Source organism: Rhizobium sp. 01N424 (assembly GCF_056399485.1).
In genome coordinates, this window is the sequence record NZ_JBFTRK010000015.1 from 46,908 (window position 1) to 63,442 (window position 16,535).

Genomic DNA, 16,535 nt, shown 5'->3' on the forward strand with positions numbered 1-16,535 from the left:
TGGAGGAGGAAACAGCATGACATCCCAACTTATTCGATCGCTTCTTATCGCTTCGTGCCTGGTTGCGCCGTTTGCCGCAGCGCAGGCCGCCGAATGCGCCAAGGAGCCAGTGACCGTCGGCTTCCTGCCGAAGCTCGATACAGATCCCTATTTCCAGGTCGCCCAGACCGGTGCAGAAGAGGCGGCCAAGGAGATCGGTGGCAAGGCGGTCAAGCAGGCCCCGTCGCAAGCGACCGCTGAAGCCCAGATCGATTTCATCAATAATCTGGTCTCCCAGAAGGTTGGTGTGATCGCAATCTCTGCCAATGACGCGAATGCGGTCGCACCCGCATTGCGCCGCGCCGAAAAGCAGGGCGTCAAGGTCGTCTCATACGATTCGGACGTTTCGCAGGCAGCAAGAACGCTCTTCCTGAACCAGGCCGCCGGCGACAGCCTGGCGGAGATGATGCTGGAATCGATGGGTCAGATGATCAACTACGACGGAGAGTTTGCAATCCTGTCATCAACGCCGACAGCAACCAACCAGAACGCCTGGATCGACTTCATGAAGAAGCGCATGGCGGGCGACAAGAAATACGAGAAGATGAAGCTGGTCCAGGTCGCCTACGGCCAGGAAAGCGAGCAGGTCAACCAGCAGCAGGCGCTGGCGCTTGCACAGGCCTTTCCCAACCTGAAAGGTATCATCATTCCCGCTGGCATAGGCCTGCCGGCAGCCGCACGCGCTATGGATCAGGCGGGCCTGCTTGGCAAGGTCAAGCTGACGGGATTGGCACCGGCGACGCTCATCAAGAAATACATCCAGAACGGATCGGTCCAGGACATCTGGTGGAACGTCAAGGATCTCGGCTACCTGACCTATTACGCAGCGCAGGCGGTGGCGTCTTGCAAGGTGACGGGCAAGGAGGGCGAGAGCTTCGAGGCAGGACGCCTGGGCTCCTACAAGGTCGGTGCGAAGGGCGAAGTGCTTCTTGGGCCAGCCGAGATCGTCACCCCGAAGAACGTCGATGAATTCAAGTTCTGAAGCCTGACGGGTGGAGCGCTATCAGCGCTCCACCTCCAACAAAAATCGGAGAACGAAATGAAGCCGGTCCTTCTCGCTGGCGAGACTTTCCACGTGACCTCATTTGCGTCGAAAGGCTATGAGGTCAGCGCGTCAGCTCGCTTTTCCAATGGAGGACTTCGCTGGATCGAAGCCCTGACAAGACATGGGTTTGACGTGACCCAGATCGGTGGAGAGCGGTGCGAAAGCGAGTTCCCGACGACAAAGGAGCAGCTTTCGGAATACGCAGCCGTCGTACTTTCGGACGTCGGAGCGCTCTCGTTGCTTTATACGCCGGAGACCAGGAAAGGCCGCCGCTCGGTCAACCGCCTCGAGCTGCTGCGCCAGTGGGTGCTGGAGGGCGGTTCGTTGATGATGGCGGGAGGCTATTGCAGCTTTCAGGGGATCGACGGACTGGCCCTGTTTCATGATACGGCCGTGGACGATGCGCTTCCCGTCAAGATCTATGCCGGACCGGATGGCCTCGAGGCGCCTGAGGGTTTAGATCCCCGCATCACGGAGCCAGACCACCCAATCCTGCGTGGCATCACAACGCCGATACCCTACCTGTTGGGCATGAACAGGGTGGCAGAACGCGCGCAAAATGATTCAACGACCCTTGTTCATTGTGACCGGCGCGGAGAAGGGCTGCCTCTTCTGGCTGTCCGGGACTTTGGCAAAGGCCGATCACTGGCGTGGATGAGCGATATAGGTCCTCATTGGCTATCGACAGAGTTTATGGAATGGGACGGGTATGACCTGCTGATGGCGAACATGGTCAGATGGCTTGTCCGCCAGATCTGACGGCGCGCTTTCATAAACGCCAGGGCAGTGGTTTGGTCTAGTATCGCCGCTGTCTGGCCGTTGCCAATGCGGTCGAGCACCATCGCGGGTGTTGCCATCCTGCTACTGCAAGAGGCGATCACTTCTGGCATCTTCCAGCTCCAGCGAATCTTGGATCCGAACATGATTGAACATCGGCGCGCCGTAGCCACCAAAGCATTGGCTAGGGCTGCCAGCATGGGCATAGCAGTTGACAGCGATCCGAAATTTGCCGAACTCGTTGAGGAGTGGACCGCCGGTCACATCACAATGCGGGAGGCGCGGGCTCAGTACATTGCGCATATTCGCGAGCGCGAGGGCGCTCGTGGGGACTGGCGCGCGCTTTCGATCCAGTCCTCGAATGCACAGATCAAATCGAAGCTGCGGCCGGCCGGCTAAATGCCGCAAGTGAGAGCCAATTTTCCTGGATAGGGTGTGTCAGGTGCTTCAAGACCGAGAGGTCGCTGAAGTCCCGGACGAAGCCGCCGGCGTCTGCGTATGTGACCTATCCGCACTGGGCCGAGCGTCACGAATAGAGCCGACCGACATGAGGGCTCGACAATGGAGCGGGATCTTTTGATCGGCGTCCATCCTGACGCGGTCGATACCTCCGTTCCATCCTTGCCGGCCGCCCATCTCTTTCTCGGCGGACTGGATAGCTTCCACGGCCTGGCTCGGCACGGTTCGGCTTGACAGCTTGAACAAAAGCTGATGATGGCCGCCGATAGCTTATCAGGCGTCTAATGCCGATCTTAGGCGGGATACGCGATTGGCAGCAACGCTATTGGCAAGGCTCGGGAATTTTCGTGGAGACTGTTCCGAGGGGAAACGAGCGGCAACTGGAACCGATCTCGGGCTGATGCGTTCCAGACCCGCATTACTTGGAGCGAGACACATGATTCAGCGCAATGATATCAGCGCAAGCCCGCGTTTCGACCTCCATGCCGGCGACGCAAACCTCCGTCGACGGCTTCAATCGTTGTACAGCCCCGAAGATTCCTGTCACGATCCCTTCGCCGATCTGCTTTCACGAATCGATCGTGTCGAGGATCGGGGAAGAAAAACTGATTTAGAAATCGATACGGCAGACTTGCCCGAGCGTTCGTGAAATCTGGCCGCGCCTCACAGTTGCTATCCGGTCAGACGCCGGGGAAGTCCATGCGAGGCGCGTGGAACCCGTAGGTTCGGAAGACAACGGTGCCACCCGCAACTCGTTCCAGTGCCTCCGAAACTAAAGGTCACGTTACACCATGCTTATCTCGGAACTTCGTTTAGCAACTCCATCTTCAATGCGTTGAAGGAGTTGATCGCGACGACGGCGCAGTGAATGGTTCAATTCCGGGCGCTGGTGGGCACCTCGATCCCCGTCGACGACGCTGTGGCGTTCTGTCGACGGGGAACCATCGATGATCATAGAAGTGAGCGTACGCTGCAATGCTCAGCCAGTTGCGCAGCCGCCGAGAAGTGGAAGGCTCGTTTCTCAAGCCAGGGCGAGCCTTTAACGTTCACTGCTGTCGACGGGCAAAATGGCGAGATGGCACCCGGACGGGCCAGCGTCAAAACTGTGAAGATGCTGCGGCGTGACCCTGGGCCTCCTCCGAAAGTCAGCCTCCAATGATTTGCCCGTATGACCAAGCAAAAGAAAGCCCCGCTTGAGGGTGGGGCTAATCGCGAGAGTGACATAGCTGAGATAGGAACAAGCCAGCGCACCATGAACGCTGCGCCTGTGATGGTTCCTCAAAAGGTTCTAAATCGAATCGCGCCAGAATTGGCTGACGAACCGCAACCCGAACTGCGTCAGGGCGATGATAAGAGCGAGAACGCCCAAGACGTACGGAATTCCCGTCAGGCTGTAGAGGATGGCGATTTTCACGGCGATCATGCCGGCGACCGCGCCAATCACAAGGCTGGCCGCGCTAGGTATCTCGGGCTGTCCATCCATGACCAGGGCCTTGCGTTGCGAGTGTCATGAGAATGCGCACATTCCTTTAATTAGACCTTTCAAATATAGTGCCAAGTCGATCCAAGCGGTCGTTTTTGGTGGCACGACCATGAAATCTGGGGATCCATTCAAGTCCTCGTCTTAATGTGCGACGGGAAGAGCGCGCAAGAAATCGCCGATATTCTTGGGATCTCCGTCCACACCGTGCGAACGCATATCGACAGGTTGAAGGAGACCTTTTCCGTCTAGAAGGATACGGCGCTTGTAGCCGCGGCACTTCGAGCGGGCACGATCTACTGAGGAAGGGGTGTGGGGTTGCTTGAAGTCGCATTCACATGCCGACACTCAAGCCGCTGTCGCGCACCAACTGCAGCGGGACCCGTCATCCACTTTTCCTGCGACCTTTCAGGTCGGCCTCAACGCTCTTCTTCAACGCATCCATAATGTTGATGACATTGGACGGCTTCTCCGACTTGTCCTTTTTGCTGTCGGTCTTCCGTGTGGGTTTCACCCCTTTCTTCTTCGAGGCGATAAGCTTCAGCAGACTTTCCTGTATTGGATCAGTCACCATCGAGGGCGACCATTTCTCCATCCTCGGCTTGATCATCTTCTTGATGACCTCGACGGTCTTAGGGTCGGCTTTCTTGTCAATTTCCTGGAAGTATTCTCCCTCAGGACGGACCTCGTCGCCAAAACGGAGTGTCCAGACGACAATGCCCTTGCCGCGAGGCTCCAGAACGACGGCGCGTTCTCGCCTGCCGATGACAACCCTGGAGATACCGAGGACGTCGTCGGCTTCCATGGCATCCCGGATCACCGCAAACGCCTCATTCCCGATCTTGTCGTTTGGCATCAGATAGTGCGGCGTCTCAAGATACACCCACTCGATGCTTTCACGGGGAACGAACTTCTCGATATCGATTGTGCGAACCGTCTCCAGCTCGACTGATTCCAACTCCTCATCGGTGAGCAAAACATAATCGTTCTCGCCGCGTTCGTACCCCTTCGCCTCGTTCTCCTCCTTGACGGACTTTCCGGTCACCGAATCCACGTATTGTGACACGACACGGTTTCCGGTCTGTTTGTTGAGCGTATGGAAACGGACCTTCTCGCTATCGGAAGTCGCGGGGCTCATGGCGACAGGGCAGGTGACCAGCGAAAGTTTGAGATAGCCTCTCCAGTAGGGGCGACGCGGGGCCATGGGTGATCTTCCTCCTAGCTGGCTTTCTTCTGTGGGGTTTTGCCGTTCGATTTGTCCGCGACCGCCTTTTTGGACCTCCGGGCGTTGGCGTTGGCAGCCTTCTTAGGCTTGGCTTTTCCCATGCCGGCGCTTTCGCGAAATGCCTTGAGAAGATCGTTTGGCTTTGAAACCGCGACGGGCTTCGGCTTGGGAAGCGTCTTGCCCTCGGCCTTTGCCTTCACCAGGTCTGCGAGCGCTTTCTCATATCGGTCCTCGAACTGGGCAGGGTCGAAATCGCCCTTCTTGGTGCCGATGATGTGTTTGGCGAGATCAAGCATTTCACCGTCGACTTTGATCGACGGCATCTCTTTGAATGCCTCTTCAGAGGAACGGACCTCGTAATCGAAATTGAGGGTGGTAGCGATCAGGCCCCGTCCGTGGGCTCGGATCAACACAGTCCGCATCCGGCGGAACAGAACAGTCCTGGCGATTGCCGTGACGCTCGCTTCCTTGAGCGCTTCACGAAGTCCGGCGAACACATCCTCAGAGACATCATCCGTCGGTACGAGATAATAGGGCTTGTCGAAATAGACATCGTCAATGTCGGAGCAGGGCAGGAAGGCTTCAATTTCCAGCATCTTGTCAGAATCCGGAATGACAGCCGTCACCTCTTCCGGGTCGATCATGATGTACTGGTTGTCTCCGACGTCGAAACCCTTGACCTGTTCGTCACGCTCGACAGTTTCTTCGGTTTCGCTGTCGATAAACTCCCGGCGGACCCGATTACCCGTGGCCGCGTTCACGGTATGGAAGGTGATGCGATCCGACGTGGAAGCCGCCGTATAGAGACCGACACCACAGCTGAGCTCGCCGATCTTGATGTGACCCTTCCACTGAGCGCGATGAGCGGCCATGTCGTAACTCCCTCTGGAACCTTTTGCTCAACTCCCTGTTCATGCTTTCGTTCCTAGCCATGATCGAGGGAAAGAAATGTCGCGGCATCAAGAAGACAATGGCGAAGCTGGCAGAAGCGGTCCGATCCTGTTGAACGCGGTCGTGACCTGGTTTCGCGTCCACCAGGTTGCGTTCGACCACAAGGTGGCCGACGTTCTCTGTACAGCCGCTATCGCGCTGTACTCCCTTGGTTTTGACGAGAGGCAGATCACCGATCATTTGATCCAGAACTACAATGGACCGATGGTGACGAAGGCAACCGCTCCGTCATCGTCGGCATACCACTGAACGACAGCGTCTTTGTCGCAAATGCACTCCGTACGGCAACGGACGGAGCAATCGATTATCGGAACAACATCGTCAGATTGTCATTACTTTTGCGAGATCGCGACCGTGTCAATCGGACGTGACGGGGATGGTGAACATGGGAATTTTTCCGATTTCTTCCTATGGCCAACGAAACGGCAGTCGAGCGCCCCACCCGTCCGGCGCGATTTCATCCCAACCAAGCGCGTCCGAACAGAACTTGGACATGCGCCTCTGGCGCATATGAAAGTGTGATTTCCATGGACGAACACGTATCGAGACGGCGACAAGCGAGTTCACAGCAGGCGCGTATCGAGGCCCGAGAACAAACGGATCGCATTGCAATGCAGACGCTGCAAGAGGAGAGGCAGCTTCGCGCCATCAAGACTAAAAGACTGAGGCAGGCGAGGGAGGCGTTCGTCGAAGGCGAGACCGCTCCCCACAATGTGCCTGATTAAAGGCGCGGCTGTCGCGGCCCTGTACAAGACGCTAGTTGCACGGGTCCACCGATGCGGCAATTTAACAGGAGAATTCACATGCAGTTGCTCAATACGAATGTTGCCAAAACCACCGAAGGAACCTTGACTGTCGAATTTCACGGTGAGGGAAATGAGATGATCTCTGTCCGTATGGCCTCCGACGCGGCTGGAGGTGAGAGCGCGGCGATATTGCGCGCCAAAGAGATGATGGTACAGATCGCATCATTTGGTGGGGACGATCTTTCGCCTAGTGTACCAGGCGAAGGGGTCAGTATCGACGACACGCTGGCAGGCGAGCTCGATGACACGGCTGAGGTGGTCTAGGTGCAGCTCGGTTTGACCTGATGCGCTGTAGAGCCTGCGTGGTGAGCCTGTCGGTTGTTTCGTGAAAATTGGCAGTAGCATCCAGGACCCCGGATTTGAAGTGCCGGGCAATATTCGCATGCTTTATGCATCCATCTCGCCGAAGCAATGCGACGCACTGAACATCTCCAGGGTCTAAACGAGACAGTTACAGCCAGATTAGGACGTGATGGATTTCAGAATCCGATTGATGAGCGCGCGTTTTGCTGAACAATCTGATCACAGACGTACGTTGAATTCGGCGACCGACGACATCGGCTGGGGAAAGTCGTCAAGAGGGTTATAAAGCATCCCGTCGGACCCAAACGCTGACACTTGCTCCATTGGTTGGGAAATCGCCGTGACCTCTGTCATCAGTTGTTATCTCGCCGTCACGATGACCCAGAAAGTCAACAAAGGAGGTGCTCGAATGGCCTAAGCCAAGATCAACGGATATTTTTCCTTCTCCGCCATTGGACATGACAACCACGCAACCCGGCTCGCTTTCTGTTCCGTGACGGACGAAACCGATCACATGCGCGTCGTCGAAATGTTCACTCTGCGGGCCATTGCCGAACCGCTCGCGCGCTTCTATCAGCTTGGACAGGCAGCTGACTGCCGGCATGTTTACCGTCTGCTGGCTGCCGCCTACGGCCTCGTCACTGTATTCCGCGCCATACAGATCCGGATAGAAAACGCAGGGCGTGCCGTGTTCGCGCAAGAGGATCAAGGCGTAGGCGAGGGGCTTGAACCACGGCTCGACTGTCGCTTCCAGCGATTGCAGGGGCTGTGTGTCGTGATTATCCACCAGAGTGACGGCGTGGTCTGGAATTGAAGATACGAGCGATCCATCGAAGATAGTCCGCATGTCGAATTCTCCACCAGCCTTTGAGGCATCATGGAATCGGTGGTGGAGCGCAACGTCGAAAAGCATCAGCTGCTTGTCGACGAGTTCCAGATAGTTTGTAAGCGTCGTCATATTCGGGTGCCAGTATTCGGCGACGACGAATAGGTCGGTCCCGACCGCGTCGCGCATATGGCCGACCCAATCCTTAAAGAACCACGCCGGGATGTGTTTTGCCGCATCCAGGCGAAATCCTGCAACAGGCACCTGCTCGGAAAACCAGCGCCCCCAATATTTCAGTTCTTCGTAGACTGCGTTATTACGGAACTCGACATCGGCTCCCATGAGGTAGTCGAAATTGCCAAGCTCGTCATCGACTTCATCGTTCCATTGGCCTTCGCCATATTCGTTCACAAGCCGGAAGACGCCGGCCTCATCTGGCTGCTCAATCACGTCGACGCCGCTGAAGCACTGCCTGTCCCAGATGAATTCGGAGTACTTTCCCGCTCTGCCGGGGAAAGTGAACCGGGTGTAGGCGAGGGCTTTCACGTCGTCGTCCTCGATCTGCGTTCGATCGTCGGAGTTCACCCGTCGCACGACCACGCTTTCCTTCTCGTCCGCTCCCATTTTGTGGTTCAGCACGACATCATGGATCGGCCGCAAGCCATGTTCGACAAGAGCCTTGCAAGCGTTCTCAAAGGCTGCCTTGACACCATATTTGGTGGTCACGCTGCCCTTCTGGTCAAATTCGCCGAGGTCGAAAAGATCGTAGGTGTCATATCCAACCGATGAAGCGCCAGACGCGCCTTTATAGGCGGGCGGCAACCACACATCGGTGATTCCGATCTGCGAGAGGTAAGGAGCCTTTTCAGCTACCTCTTTCCAGAGGTGCCCATCTCCTGGAGAGTACCAATGAAAGAATTGGAAGAGGGTACGTTTGCTCATCAGGTTCCTAAAAATAGATGTTGAGACACTAGGCCGACTATCGGCTGTCTCGGGGGAGACGGCTGTTTATGAGCAGCTCGTGAAGCGTGGCGAATTGCCCGAACAGGGCCACTAGATCGCGTCTTTGCTTTTCGTCCAGATTGTACCGGTCAGCAAAATCGTCGACCCGAAAAACCTGTCGGGTTCCGCTCTTTATCATTGATTTTGTTTGGAAATGGTTGCTCACATGAAGGCCCTCGCTAATCGCGCGGGAAGAATGCCCTTCGCGAACATTTGTTCCAGGATGCACGCGATAATCTAGCAGATTAGTGAGTAGAGCCGCCTTGGCCCGACGGCTAATTGACGATATAGCAAAAAGTGACCTTCGTGAACGTCCCTCCTGAGAGGTCCCTCATGGCATGGACCGCGCAGTCGACGTCATCGGGAAGTCATCGTCCGACGAGCTATTTCTCCAGAGTTTGGCGAAGGCAGATATGCACGGCGAGTTGTCATCAAAGCGGTGCGGCTCAAGCGGGCCGCACCGACCATCACCCTACCACCCTTAGTTCAAGCTTCCACATGTTGCCTGCGGCCGCAGTGGACTCGTGGATTGCGATATCGCTTCCTTCAATATCCATCTGCATCGTCGCAACGAGCCAGTCGGGCGGCAGGATGCACGGCAGGTCTTCGGCGACCAAGACATCTATAAGTTCGGCTTCCGTGGAAAAACCGCTACGGGTTTGCCGGTCGCTTCGGTCCAACGTCCAGAGGTATCTCTGCATCATCATGTTCAGTCCACATTTGAGTCGAGCGAGCTGACTAGTCGGGGGACGATGTGAAGTAAAGAACAAGTGCGTAGCGGACTGACCGAGTGGCCGGCTTTCTCATTCCTCGTTCAGAAATTCATAGACCGAAGCATTGTCCTGTTTCTCACGCAGCCCTTTGTACGACGCATGTCGAAGATGTCCGTCTGTGGTCCACCCCCGGAAGTCAATTTCTGCAATCAATGTCGGCTGAGAGAAAACCAGTCGTTTTCCTTGCATTGGGACCGCCGGGCTCTTTGTTGCCAGCTTGTCGAGCATCCGCTTCAGATCGATGGCATCACGCTCTTTGAAACCTGTTCCGACGGAGCCGACATACTTCCATTCGTTCCCTTGGCGCGCGGCTAAGAGGAGGCTGCCAATTCCACCGCGCGCAACGCTGCTTTGCTCATACCCGACGACGATGAAGCTTTCGCTCTGGACACATTTGATCTTGAGCCAATCGCCAGTTCGCCCAGATCGGTATTTGCTCTCCCGGTTCTTGGCAATGATGCCTTCCAGGCCCTGTGAGCGGGCCGTTTCGAGGAGCTTGTCGCCATCACCATCGACCTCTTCAGAGATCTGTATTGCACCCGTTGCGCCGTCGAGGAAATCTGTCAGCAAGTGACGACGAACCGACAGCTCGGTGTTTGTCAGCAGGTGACCGTCAAAGTATAGAAGGTCGAAGGCGAAGAAAACCGCTTCCGTCGAGACACGTTTACCGCCCCGACCGCCAAGGGATCGCTGCAATGCGCTGAAGTCCGAGCGACCCCGGTTGTCGAGCACGACAGCCTCGCCATCCAGTATCGCCGACCCGACACCCAAGTCTCTTGCCGCCTCGGCGATCGTGGGAAATCGAGACGTCCAGTCATGGCCACCGCGCGTCAGAATGCGAATGCCGTTAGGCTCGATATGGACCGCTACCCTATAGCCATCGAATTTGACCTCGAACGTCCAGTCAGAACCGCTGGGTGCCTTCGACCTAAGCAAGGCGAGGGCGGGCTCGATTCGATCGGGGATCGCATCGAATGGCAAATTTGGTTGAGCAGGGTCTCGCGTTTTCCGGGGAGCCGACTTCGCAACCTGGTCGTCTCGCAACAATGGTTTGGATCGACTACGCATAAGATCGGGCCCTTATCGAAAGGTCGGGATTGCCTCTTCAATTCTGGACTCAATAGTTTCGCAACCGATTCGTTCCTCTTCGGGAATTCGGCGTCTAAGGAAAGTCACGACTGACGTATTGGCTTATGGGACGGGTGCGCTAAATTGGGAATGGGCTTGATGCTGATCCTCTTCGTCATCCTGTCCGCTCCTATGCCCATTCCTGAGCATCACCTTTGGCGCCACCTCCACGGCGCTATTTTTTGCCTGGATTTCTTGACGAGCCGCTAAGCCCCGCTACTTGCTTACGGGAACGTATCCAGCTTTGACCCAAGCACGCAACGTTCACCGCTGACCTCCCTTAGATAAGCAAAGAAAAACCCTCACAGTGGCTGTGAGGGTTTTTCTGCGTTTATCGAAATGGAAGGCCGCCTCTCAAGGCTATCTAGCGTGAGACGAACTGCAAAATCACGTTTCGGGCGGATGTTGGTTTGAAACGCTCGGCATTGTCGTCGGGACGTCTGTGACCTGGACGCTCCCGGCCACGGGCGCGATTTATATCCTCGCCGCAGTTGCCGACGTGACCACCGGGTCTACATCAGGGCCGACTAGCGATCGGGACCCTCAAGCAACCTTGCTGGCGAACGCCTCTGCTATTTCAGCAGCTTCCAACCTGGCAGACGTCTTGTAAGGGTAGTGTTTCCAGCACCAGTAGTTTTGCTGAGCACCTTTGCCAAAACCGAACCCTGCCCAATCCCCGCATTCGCACTTGTGGGCGACGAGAACAGGTGAGCGCTGGAGCGTTGGGCGGTCTATGTCACTCATTTGGCAAGCTCTATCTGGAGGAGAGGGCAAAATTATATGTTCCCTTTTTGTTCCGATCACTTTAGAATGTCAACTCTTTGATAAGGATCACAGGGACCAACGTTCATGGGCAAACGCTTGACCCAAACGACCATAGATCGTGGATGGCCATATCAGGTTGCCATCCTAGCCGTCCATTCTGAAGGGAGCCTTGCAGATGAGCAGGCTCTTTACTGCAATCGGTTACTCCGTTGCAGTATGATCAACTCAATCACCTTCGAGGGACAAACCTACAAGGTGAACTGCTTCGCGACGCGAGCGGGAGCGGAAGCGTTCATCTCGAAGTTCGGCGGAGAATGGTTCGACCCGCGAGAGCGAGGGCGGGGCGTGAATGCTGACATGTGGCTAAAAGGGTCTAGCTCGCGGTCGACGCCAGGTTCAAGGCCATGATTGACCAAGCCTTCACGGTCGCATGATTTTGCGCCGCCGTGCAGCTTGTCGAACAAAGGAATTGGATGCTTAGCGTATTTGTTTGCTCGATGTGGTCTGCGGGTCAGCAAGATCGCGACCGAATGGGTTTGCAGCGACCAATAGGGATAAAATGAAGATCGCGGCCGACAGGGAGACTGGTCGGGATGTCATGCTGAATCCTGAAGAGAAACGCGAACGCACTACCTATCGCGCTCAGAAACTGTAGGGTCCAAGTGTCGAGCATTCGTGAAAACGAGAGGATTATCTCTGCCGCCCGAGGGTCTCTAGGCGTTGCAATAGTGGGACCCTCCCAAGCGACAAGGTCGGCGGACGGTCAGTGGCTGCTTGACGCAAGAAGGGGTTGGCAACCTACTCGCCTGATTCCAGCCCCTGAGGTAACATCAGTCGATCCACGGGAGGCGAGATGACCTTTATACAAAAGCTTATGACGTTGGCCGTGGCCCCGCTGATAGTCGTGACGATCGCCGTCACCATGTTCCTGACTTGGCAGTCCACGCGCCTAGCAAGATCGAACATCGAAGCGTTTCAACAAAGCATGCTGAGTTCAAAGCAAGCCGAGATCGAAAACCTGACACACGTTGCCCTGTCCTCGATCAACTCGATCTACTCCACTGCAGCGCCGGACGACGTTGAAGCCAAGGCACGCGTATCGGAAATACTCATGTCTCTCGACTACGGCAAGGACGGCTATTTCTTTGTGTATGACTTCGATGGCAACAGCGTTGTCCATCCCCGACAGCTCTTCAGAAACGGCAAGAACTGGATGAGCCTCGTCGATCCCGATGGCGATCGGGTCATCAGCGAACTGATTAAGACAGCGCGCGGCGGTGGCGGTTATCATCGATACAAATGGCAACAACCATCGACGGGCGCGCTGTCCGACAAGATTTCGTATGTTGTCGCGTTGCCCAAATGGAATTGGGTACTCGGAACGGGAGCTTACCTAGACGACGTGGCGGCACAGGCCAGAGCTGCCAACTTGGCGATCCAGGATCGAACCCGGCAAAGTTTCGTCCTTGTTGCATTGTTCGCGTTGCCTGCTGTGTTCATCGTCTTCGCCACCTGCATTTTCGTGACTTTCGACCAGCGAAAGCTCGCAAACGCCGTGCAAAAGCAGCTGACGCAACGGGTGATCGAAACCCAGGAAAGGGAAAGGTCGAGGCTCGCCCGCGAGCTGCATGATGGCATTTCTCAGGAATTGCTGGGCGTCAGGTACGCGATGGAACTGGCAGGCAGGCGTGCTGGCGACGTTTCGCCCGAGCTGAACCGCGCGATCGAAGAAACCATCTCGACGCTCAATACCACTATCCGTGAGATCAGAAACATATCCCATGACCTTCGGCCTCGCGCCCTGGACGACATCGGCCTCGTAGCCGCGATCAAAAACCTTTCCGAGAAGTTTTCTGCTCGTTCGGGAGTCGCGATCTCGCTGGATGCGGACGGCTTCGTCGATGATCTTGTTCCCGATGCGCGCACGGCACTGTTCAGGGTGACCCAGGAAGCATTGAGCAACGTCGAACGACACGCCGGCGCGAGCCGTGTGGCGCTCCGCTTATGGAATGAGCGTGGAAGAACCCGCATGCAGATATCCGACGATGGGCGGGGCGTCGATTTCAGTCGAACCCCACAGGCAAGGGGGCTTGGAATGGAAAACATGCGCGAGCGGATAGGGCACTTCGGCGGCGTCCTTTTGATCGACGGAGACGCAAACGGGACGCGCCTGCTTCTCATGTTGCCGAAATCTGCCAGCCAGCCGGTCGCTGAGAGCGGGGCAGCAGCGTGACTGGGCCAATATCGCTTATCCTGATCGACAACCACCCCGTTGTCGCCGAGGGCCTTCGCGGAGTGCTGAACACTTACTGCGGGATCGAGGTGGTTGGCGTGGCGTTCGACGTTGAGACGGCCTTGCCCCTGGTTGCAGAGAAACGGCCGAGCGTTGTTCTGCTGGACATCAACATGCCCACGATTAGCGGGATTGACGCCATCTCAATGGTGAAGGCTCACCACCATGCTGCCCATGTCGTGATGCTGTCGATGCACGACACCCGCGAGTACATCTCGTCGTCGATCCTCCGCGGAGCCTCCGGTTACGTCCTCAAGGACGTCCCAACGGCAGAGATCGTAGAGGCGATAGAAGCCGTTGCCCGCGGCGAGACCTACTTCTCGCCTGCTATTCGCGAAACCTTGCTTAGCCAGGGGAGAGAGGCGCAGCCGGAAAAGATCACCCAACGAGAACACGAGGTCGCCACTCTTATCGCAAGCGGCAAAAGCAACCGGGACATTTCAGGCGTGCTCGGGATTTCCGAGGCCACCGTCGAGACCCACCGAAAAAACATCAAGCGTAAACTTGGTGTCTCGTCCACGGCAGAATTGGTTCGTTTCGTCCTAGAACATCCCGAGCGCCTTGTTACACTACCCAGTAGTGGGTAGATGCCGGCCAGAATGGCAGATCGGCCTCTTGTGATCTGACCGCTCCAAGGCTAGCCCATGACATGCGCATGGGGGAGGACCTGTGCCTGGGGAGGAACTCGCGTTGCGTGCGGCCATAGGACGATACGCTGACGATCGGTGCCTCTCCGGCCAAAGCTGATTTTGGGCCGGTTTTCGAGAGGATCGATGACGTGGACACTAAACCCACCAGTAAAGCAGCGCTCTGGCTGCTAGTAATTCCGTATATTGGGCTCCTATGGGTGCCCTTCTACAATTTCAGTGAGCCGTCGCTTTTCGGCTTTCCGTTCTTCTACTGGTACCAGCTCGCGTGGGTGCCGATCACCGCTTTCCTGATCTGGATCGCCTATCGGAGCGTGCGCCATGACGACTGAGATCGACACCACGGCGCTGGCCGTCTTCATCTTCTTCTTCATCCTGGTCACTGTCATGGGCTTCGTCGCAGCCCGTTGGCGAAAGCCCGAAACGCTTGCCCATATCGACGAATGGGGCCTTGGCGGCCGCTCGTTCGGCACTTGGATCACCTGGTTCCTGGTCGGCGGCGACTTCTACACGGCCTACACCGTGATCGCGGTGCCAGCGCTCGTTTACACGGTCGGTGCGTATGGCTTCTTCGCACTGCCTTACACGATCATCGTCTACCCCTTTGTCTTCATGGTCATGCCGGTTCTTTGGAAGCGTGCCAAGGACTTCGGCTATGTGACCGCAGGTGACGTCGTGCATGGCCAATATGGCTCGCGAGGCCTTGAGCTTGCGGTCGCCGCGACTGGCGTTATCGCGACGATGCCTTACATCGCTCTTCAGCTGGTCGGCATGACTGCCGTCCTCAAGGGGCTTGGTCTTCACGGCGAGCTTCCGCTGGCTATCGCCTTCATTGTGCTGGCGCTCTACACATACTCTGCAGGCCTGCGCGCTCCGGCATTGATCGCTTTCGTCAAGGACATCATGATCTATATCGTGGTGATCGCGGCCGTGGCGCTCATCCCCTCGAAGCTCGGAGGCTATGCCAATGTTTTCGCTTCTGCGGACGCCGCTTTCCAGGCAAAAGGCTCCGGCAACCTGCTGCTCGGTGGCAACCAATATGTCGCCTACGCGACGCTGGCGCTCGGTTCCGCGCTCGCGGCCTTCATGTATCCCCACACGCTGACCGGCATCTTTGCCTCCAACAGTGGCAATACGATCCGAAAGAACGCCGTGCTGCTGCCCGCCTATACCCTGCTGCTCGGACTGTTGGCGCTGCTCGGCTATATGGGACACGCAGCCGGTCTCAAGCTTGACAGCGCCAATGATGTCGTCCCGGCTCTGTTCAAAACCCTTTTTTCGGGGTGGTTCTCCGGATTTGCCTTTGCGGCGATCGCCATCGGCGCACTCGTACCGGCGGCTGTCATGAGTATCGGCGCGGCCAACCTCTTCACGCGCAATTTCTGGAAGGCCTACGTCAACCCCCATGTCAGCGATGCGGGTGAGGCGAAGGTCGCCAAGATTACCTCGTTGGTCGTCAAGATCGGCGCTCTGCTCGTCATCCTCTTCCTGCCGACGCAGTTCGCGCTGGACCTGCAGCTCCTCGGCGGTATCTGGATATTGCAGACGCTCCCGGCGCTGGTCTTCGGCCTGTACACGAACTGGTTCCGTGCCCCGGCCTTGCTTGCCGGTTGGTTTGTCGGGTTCTTCGGGGGGACATATCTGGTTTGGGACGCCGGGTGGAAGCCTCTCCACTTGATCGCCTTCGGCAACGTCAGCTTTACGATGTACACGGGCTTGCTGGCGCTCGCAGCCAATATTTTAATCGCAGTTGTGCTGAACCTAGTGACTTCCAAGCGTTCCGTCTCGACCGCAAACTGATTGGCGATTTCTGATAAGGGTGAAGGCGAACGGCGTGCCTTCACCGCCACCGCTTCGTCCAGCATGCGCGGGTGTCTGCTAGCCCGGGATTCTGGACAGGGCCTCGCTGCTACCTTGGACACTCTTCCGAGATGGTCGGCAACCGTGGCCCGGCGGCCTAAGGTCGGCAGAGGTTCGATCTCCTCGTAAAACCGAACCTCCCCGTGGTCGCCTTCT

The 16,535-nt window shown here is 56.7% G+C and carries 17 protein-coding genes; 11 read left to right on the forward strand and 6 right to left on the reverse strand.

Annotation, left to right across the window (positions count from 1 at the left end):
• Positions 1-16: 16 nt before the first annotated feature.
• The 4 genes from AC1DNK_RS26585 (at position 17) to AC1DNK_RS26600 (ending at position 2,969) form a co-directional block, all read left to right on the forward strand.
• Complete coding sequence (locus AC1DNK_RS26585; RefSeq protein ID WP_477944095.1) at positions 17-1,021, forward strand: rhamnose ABC transporter substrate-binding protein; 1,005 nt, start codon at positions 17-19, stop codon at positions 1,019-1,021.
• A 57-nt stretch (positions 1,022-1,078) separates the two neighbouring features.
• A complete protein-coding gene (locus AC1DNK_RS26590) occupies positions 1,079-1,843 on the forward strand; it encodes a glutamine amidotransferase (RefSeq protein ID WP_477944096.1) in 765 nt (254 codons plus the stop codon).
• Positions 1,844-1,909: 66 nt separating this feature from the next.
• Positions 1,910-2,260: a hypothetical protein gene (locus tag AC1DNK_RS26595; protein ID WP_477944097.1), complete on the forward strand. Its 351-nt coding sequence runs from the start codon at positions 1,910-1,912 to the stop codon at positions 2,258-2,260.
• Between the two features lie 496 nt (positions 2,261-2,756).
• Entirely contained in the window at positions 2,757-2,969 is a 213-nt protein-coding gene (locus tag AC1DNK_RS26600) for a hypothetical protein (protein WP_477944098.1), read from the forward strand.
• A gap of 639 nt (positions 2,970-3,608) precedes the next feature.
• Here AC1DNK_RS26600 and AC1DNK_RS26605 read toward each other — a convergent pair.
• Positions 3,609-3,803, reverse strand: a complete 195-nt coding sequence (locus AC1DNK_RS26605) for a hypothetical protein (protein ID WP_477944099.1) — start codon at positions 3,801-3,803, stop codon at positions 3,609-3,611.
• Positions 3,804-3,929: 126 nt separating this feature from the next.
• On the opposite strand from AC1DNK_RS26605, the gene AC1DNK_RS26610 reads away from it, so the two are divergent.
• Positions 3,930-4,052 carry a helix-turn-helix domain-containing protein gene (locus AC1DNK_RS26610; RefSeq protein ID WP_477944153.1) on the forward strand — a complete coding sequence of 41 codons (123 nt, stop codon included), beginning with the start codon at positions 3,930-3,932 and terminating at the stop codon, positions 4,050-4,052.
• A gap of 133 nt (positions 4,053-4,185) precedes the next feature.
• Here the strand turns inward: AC1DNK_RS26610 and ku (AC1DNK_RS26615) are convergent, their stop codons facing one another.
• Positions 4,186-5,004: a non-homologous end joining protein Ku gene (gene ku, locus AC1DNK_RS26615; RefSeq protein WP_477944100.1), complete on the reverse strand. Its 819-nt coding sequence runs from the start codon at positions 5,002-5,004 to the stop codon at positions 4,186-4,188.
• 14 nt (positions 5,005-5,018) lie between these two features.
• On the reverse strand, positions 5,019-5,897 hold the full coding sequence (gene ku / locus AC1DNK_RS26620; protein WP_477944101.1) for a non-homologous end joining protein Ku: 879 nt from the start codon (positions 5,895-5,897) through the stop codon (positions 5,019-5,021).
• 76 nt (positions 5,898-5,973) lie between these two features.
• Between ku (AC1DNK_RS26620) and AC1DNK_RS26625 the strand changes: the two genes are divergently transcribed.
• Positions 5,974-6,225 carry a hypothetical protein gene (locus AC1DNK_RS26625; protein WP_477944102.1) on the forward strand — a complete coding sequence of 84 codons (252 nt, stop codon included), beginning with the start codon at positions 5,974-5,976 and terminating at the stop codon, positions 6,223-6,225.
• A 554-nt stretch (positions 6,226-6,779) separates the two neighbouring features.
• Positions 6,780-7,046, forward strand: coding sequence for a hypothetical protein (locus AC1DNK_RS26630; protein ID WP_477944103.1), 267 nt, complete (start codon positions 6,780-6,782; stop codon positions 7,044-7,046).
• A 319-nt stretch (positions 7,047-7,365) separates the two neighbouring features.
• Here AC1DNK_RS26630 and amyA read toward each other — a convergent pair whose 3' ends face one another.
• The 3 genes from amyA to ligD all read right to left on the reverse strand — a co-directional run bounded on the left by amyA (position 7,366) and on the right by ligD (position 10,754).
• Positions 7,366-8,853 (reverse strand): alpha-amylase, encoded by a 1,488-nt coding sequence (gene amyA, locus AC1DNK_RS26635; protein WP_477944104.1) that lies wholly within the window; start codon positions 8,851-8,853, stop codon positions 7,366-7,368.
• 527 nt (positions 8,854-9,380) lie between these two features.
• On the reverse strand, positions 9,381-9,620 hold the full coding sequence (locus AC1DNK_RS26640; RefSeq protein WP_477944105.1) for a hypothetical protein: 240 nt from the start codon (positions 9,618-9,620) through the stop codon (positions 9,381-9,383).
• Between the two features lie 96 nt (positions 9,621-9,716).
• On the reverse strand, positions 9,717-10,754 hold the full coding sequence (ligD, locus tag AC1DNK_RS26645) for a non-homologous end-joining DNA ligase (protein ID WP_477944106.1): 1,038 nt from the start codon (positions 10,752-10,754) through the stop codon (positions 9,717-9,719).
• A gap of 1,678 nt (positions 10,755-12,432) precedes the next feature.
• Here ligD and mctS point away from each other — a divergent pair.
• The 4 genes from mctS to mctP all read left to right on the forward strand — a co-directional run bounded on the left by mctS (position 12,433) and on the right by mctP (position 16,319).
• Positions 12,433-13,812: a two-component system sensor histidine kinase MctS gene (gene mctS / locus AC1DNK_RS26650; protein ID WP_477944107.1), complete on the forward strand. Its 1,380-nt coding sequence runs from the start codon at positions 12,433-12,435 to the stop codon at positions 13,810-13,812.
• Positions 13,809-14,459 carry a two-component system response regulator MctR gene (gene mctR / locus AC1DNK_RS26655; protein ID WP_477944108.1) on the forward strand — a complete coding sequence of 217 codons (651 nt, stop codon included), beginning with the start codon at positions 13,809-13,811 and terminating at the stop codon, positions 14,457-14,459. The genes mctS and mctR overlap by 4 nt, the downstream gene beginning before the upstream one ends.
• A 191-nt stretch (positions 14,460-14,650) precedes the next feature.
• Entirely contained in the window at positions 14,651-14,851 is a 201-nt protein-coding gene (locus AC1DNK_RS26660; protein WP_112444283.1) for a DUF3311 domain-containing protein, read from the forward strand.
• The gene (gene mctP / locus AC1DNK_RS26665) at positions 14,841-16,319 is read left to right on the forward strand and encodes a monocarboxylate uptake permease MctP (RefSeq protein WP_477944109.1); all 1,479 of its coding nucleotides are present in this window, start codon (positions 14,841-14,843) and stop codon (positions 16,317-16,319) included. The genes AC1DNK_RS26660 and mctP overlap by 11 nt, the downstream gene beginning before the upstream one ends.
• The last annotated feature ends 216 nt before the right edge of the window (positions 16,320-16,535 follow it).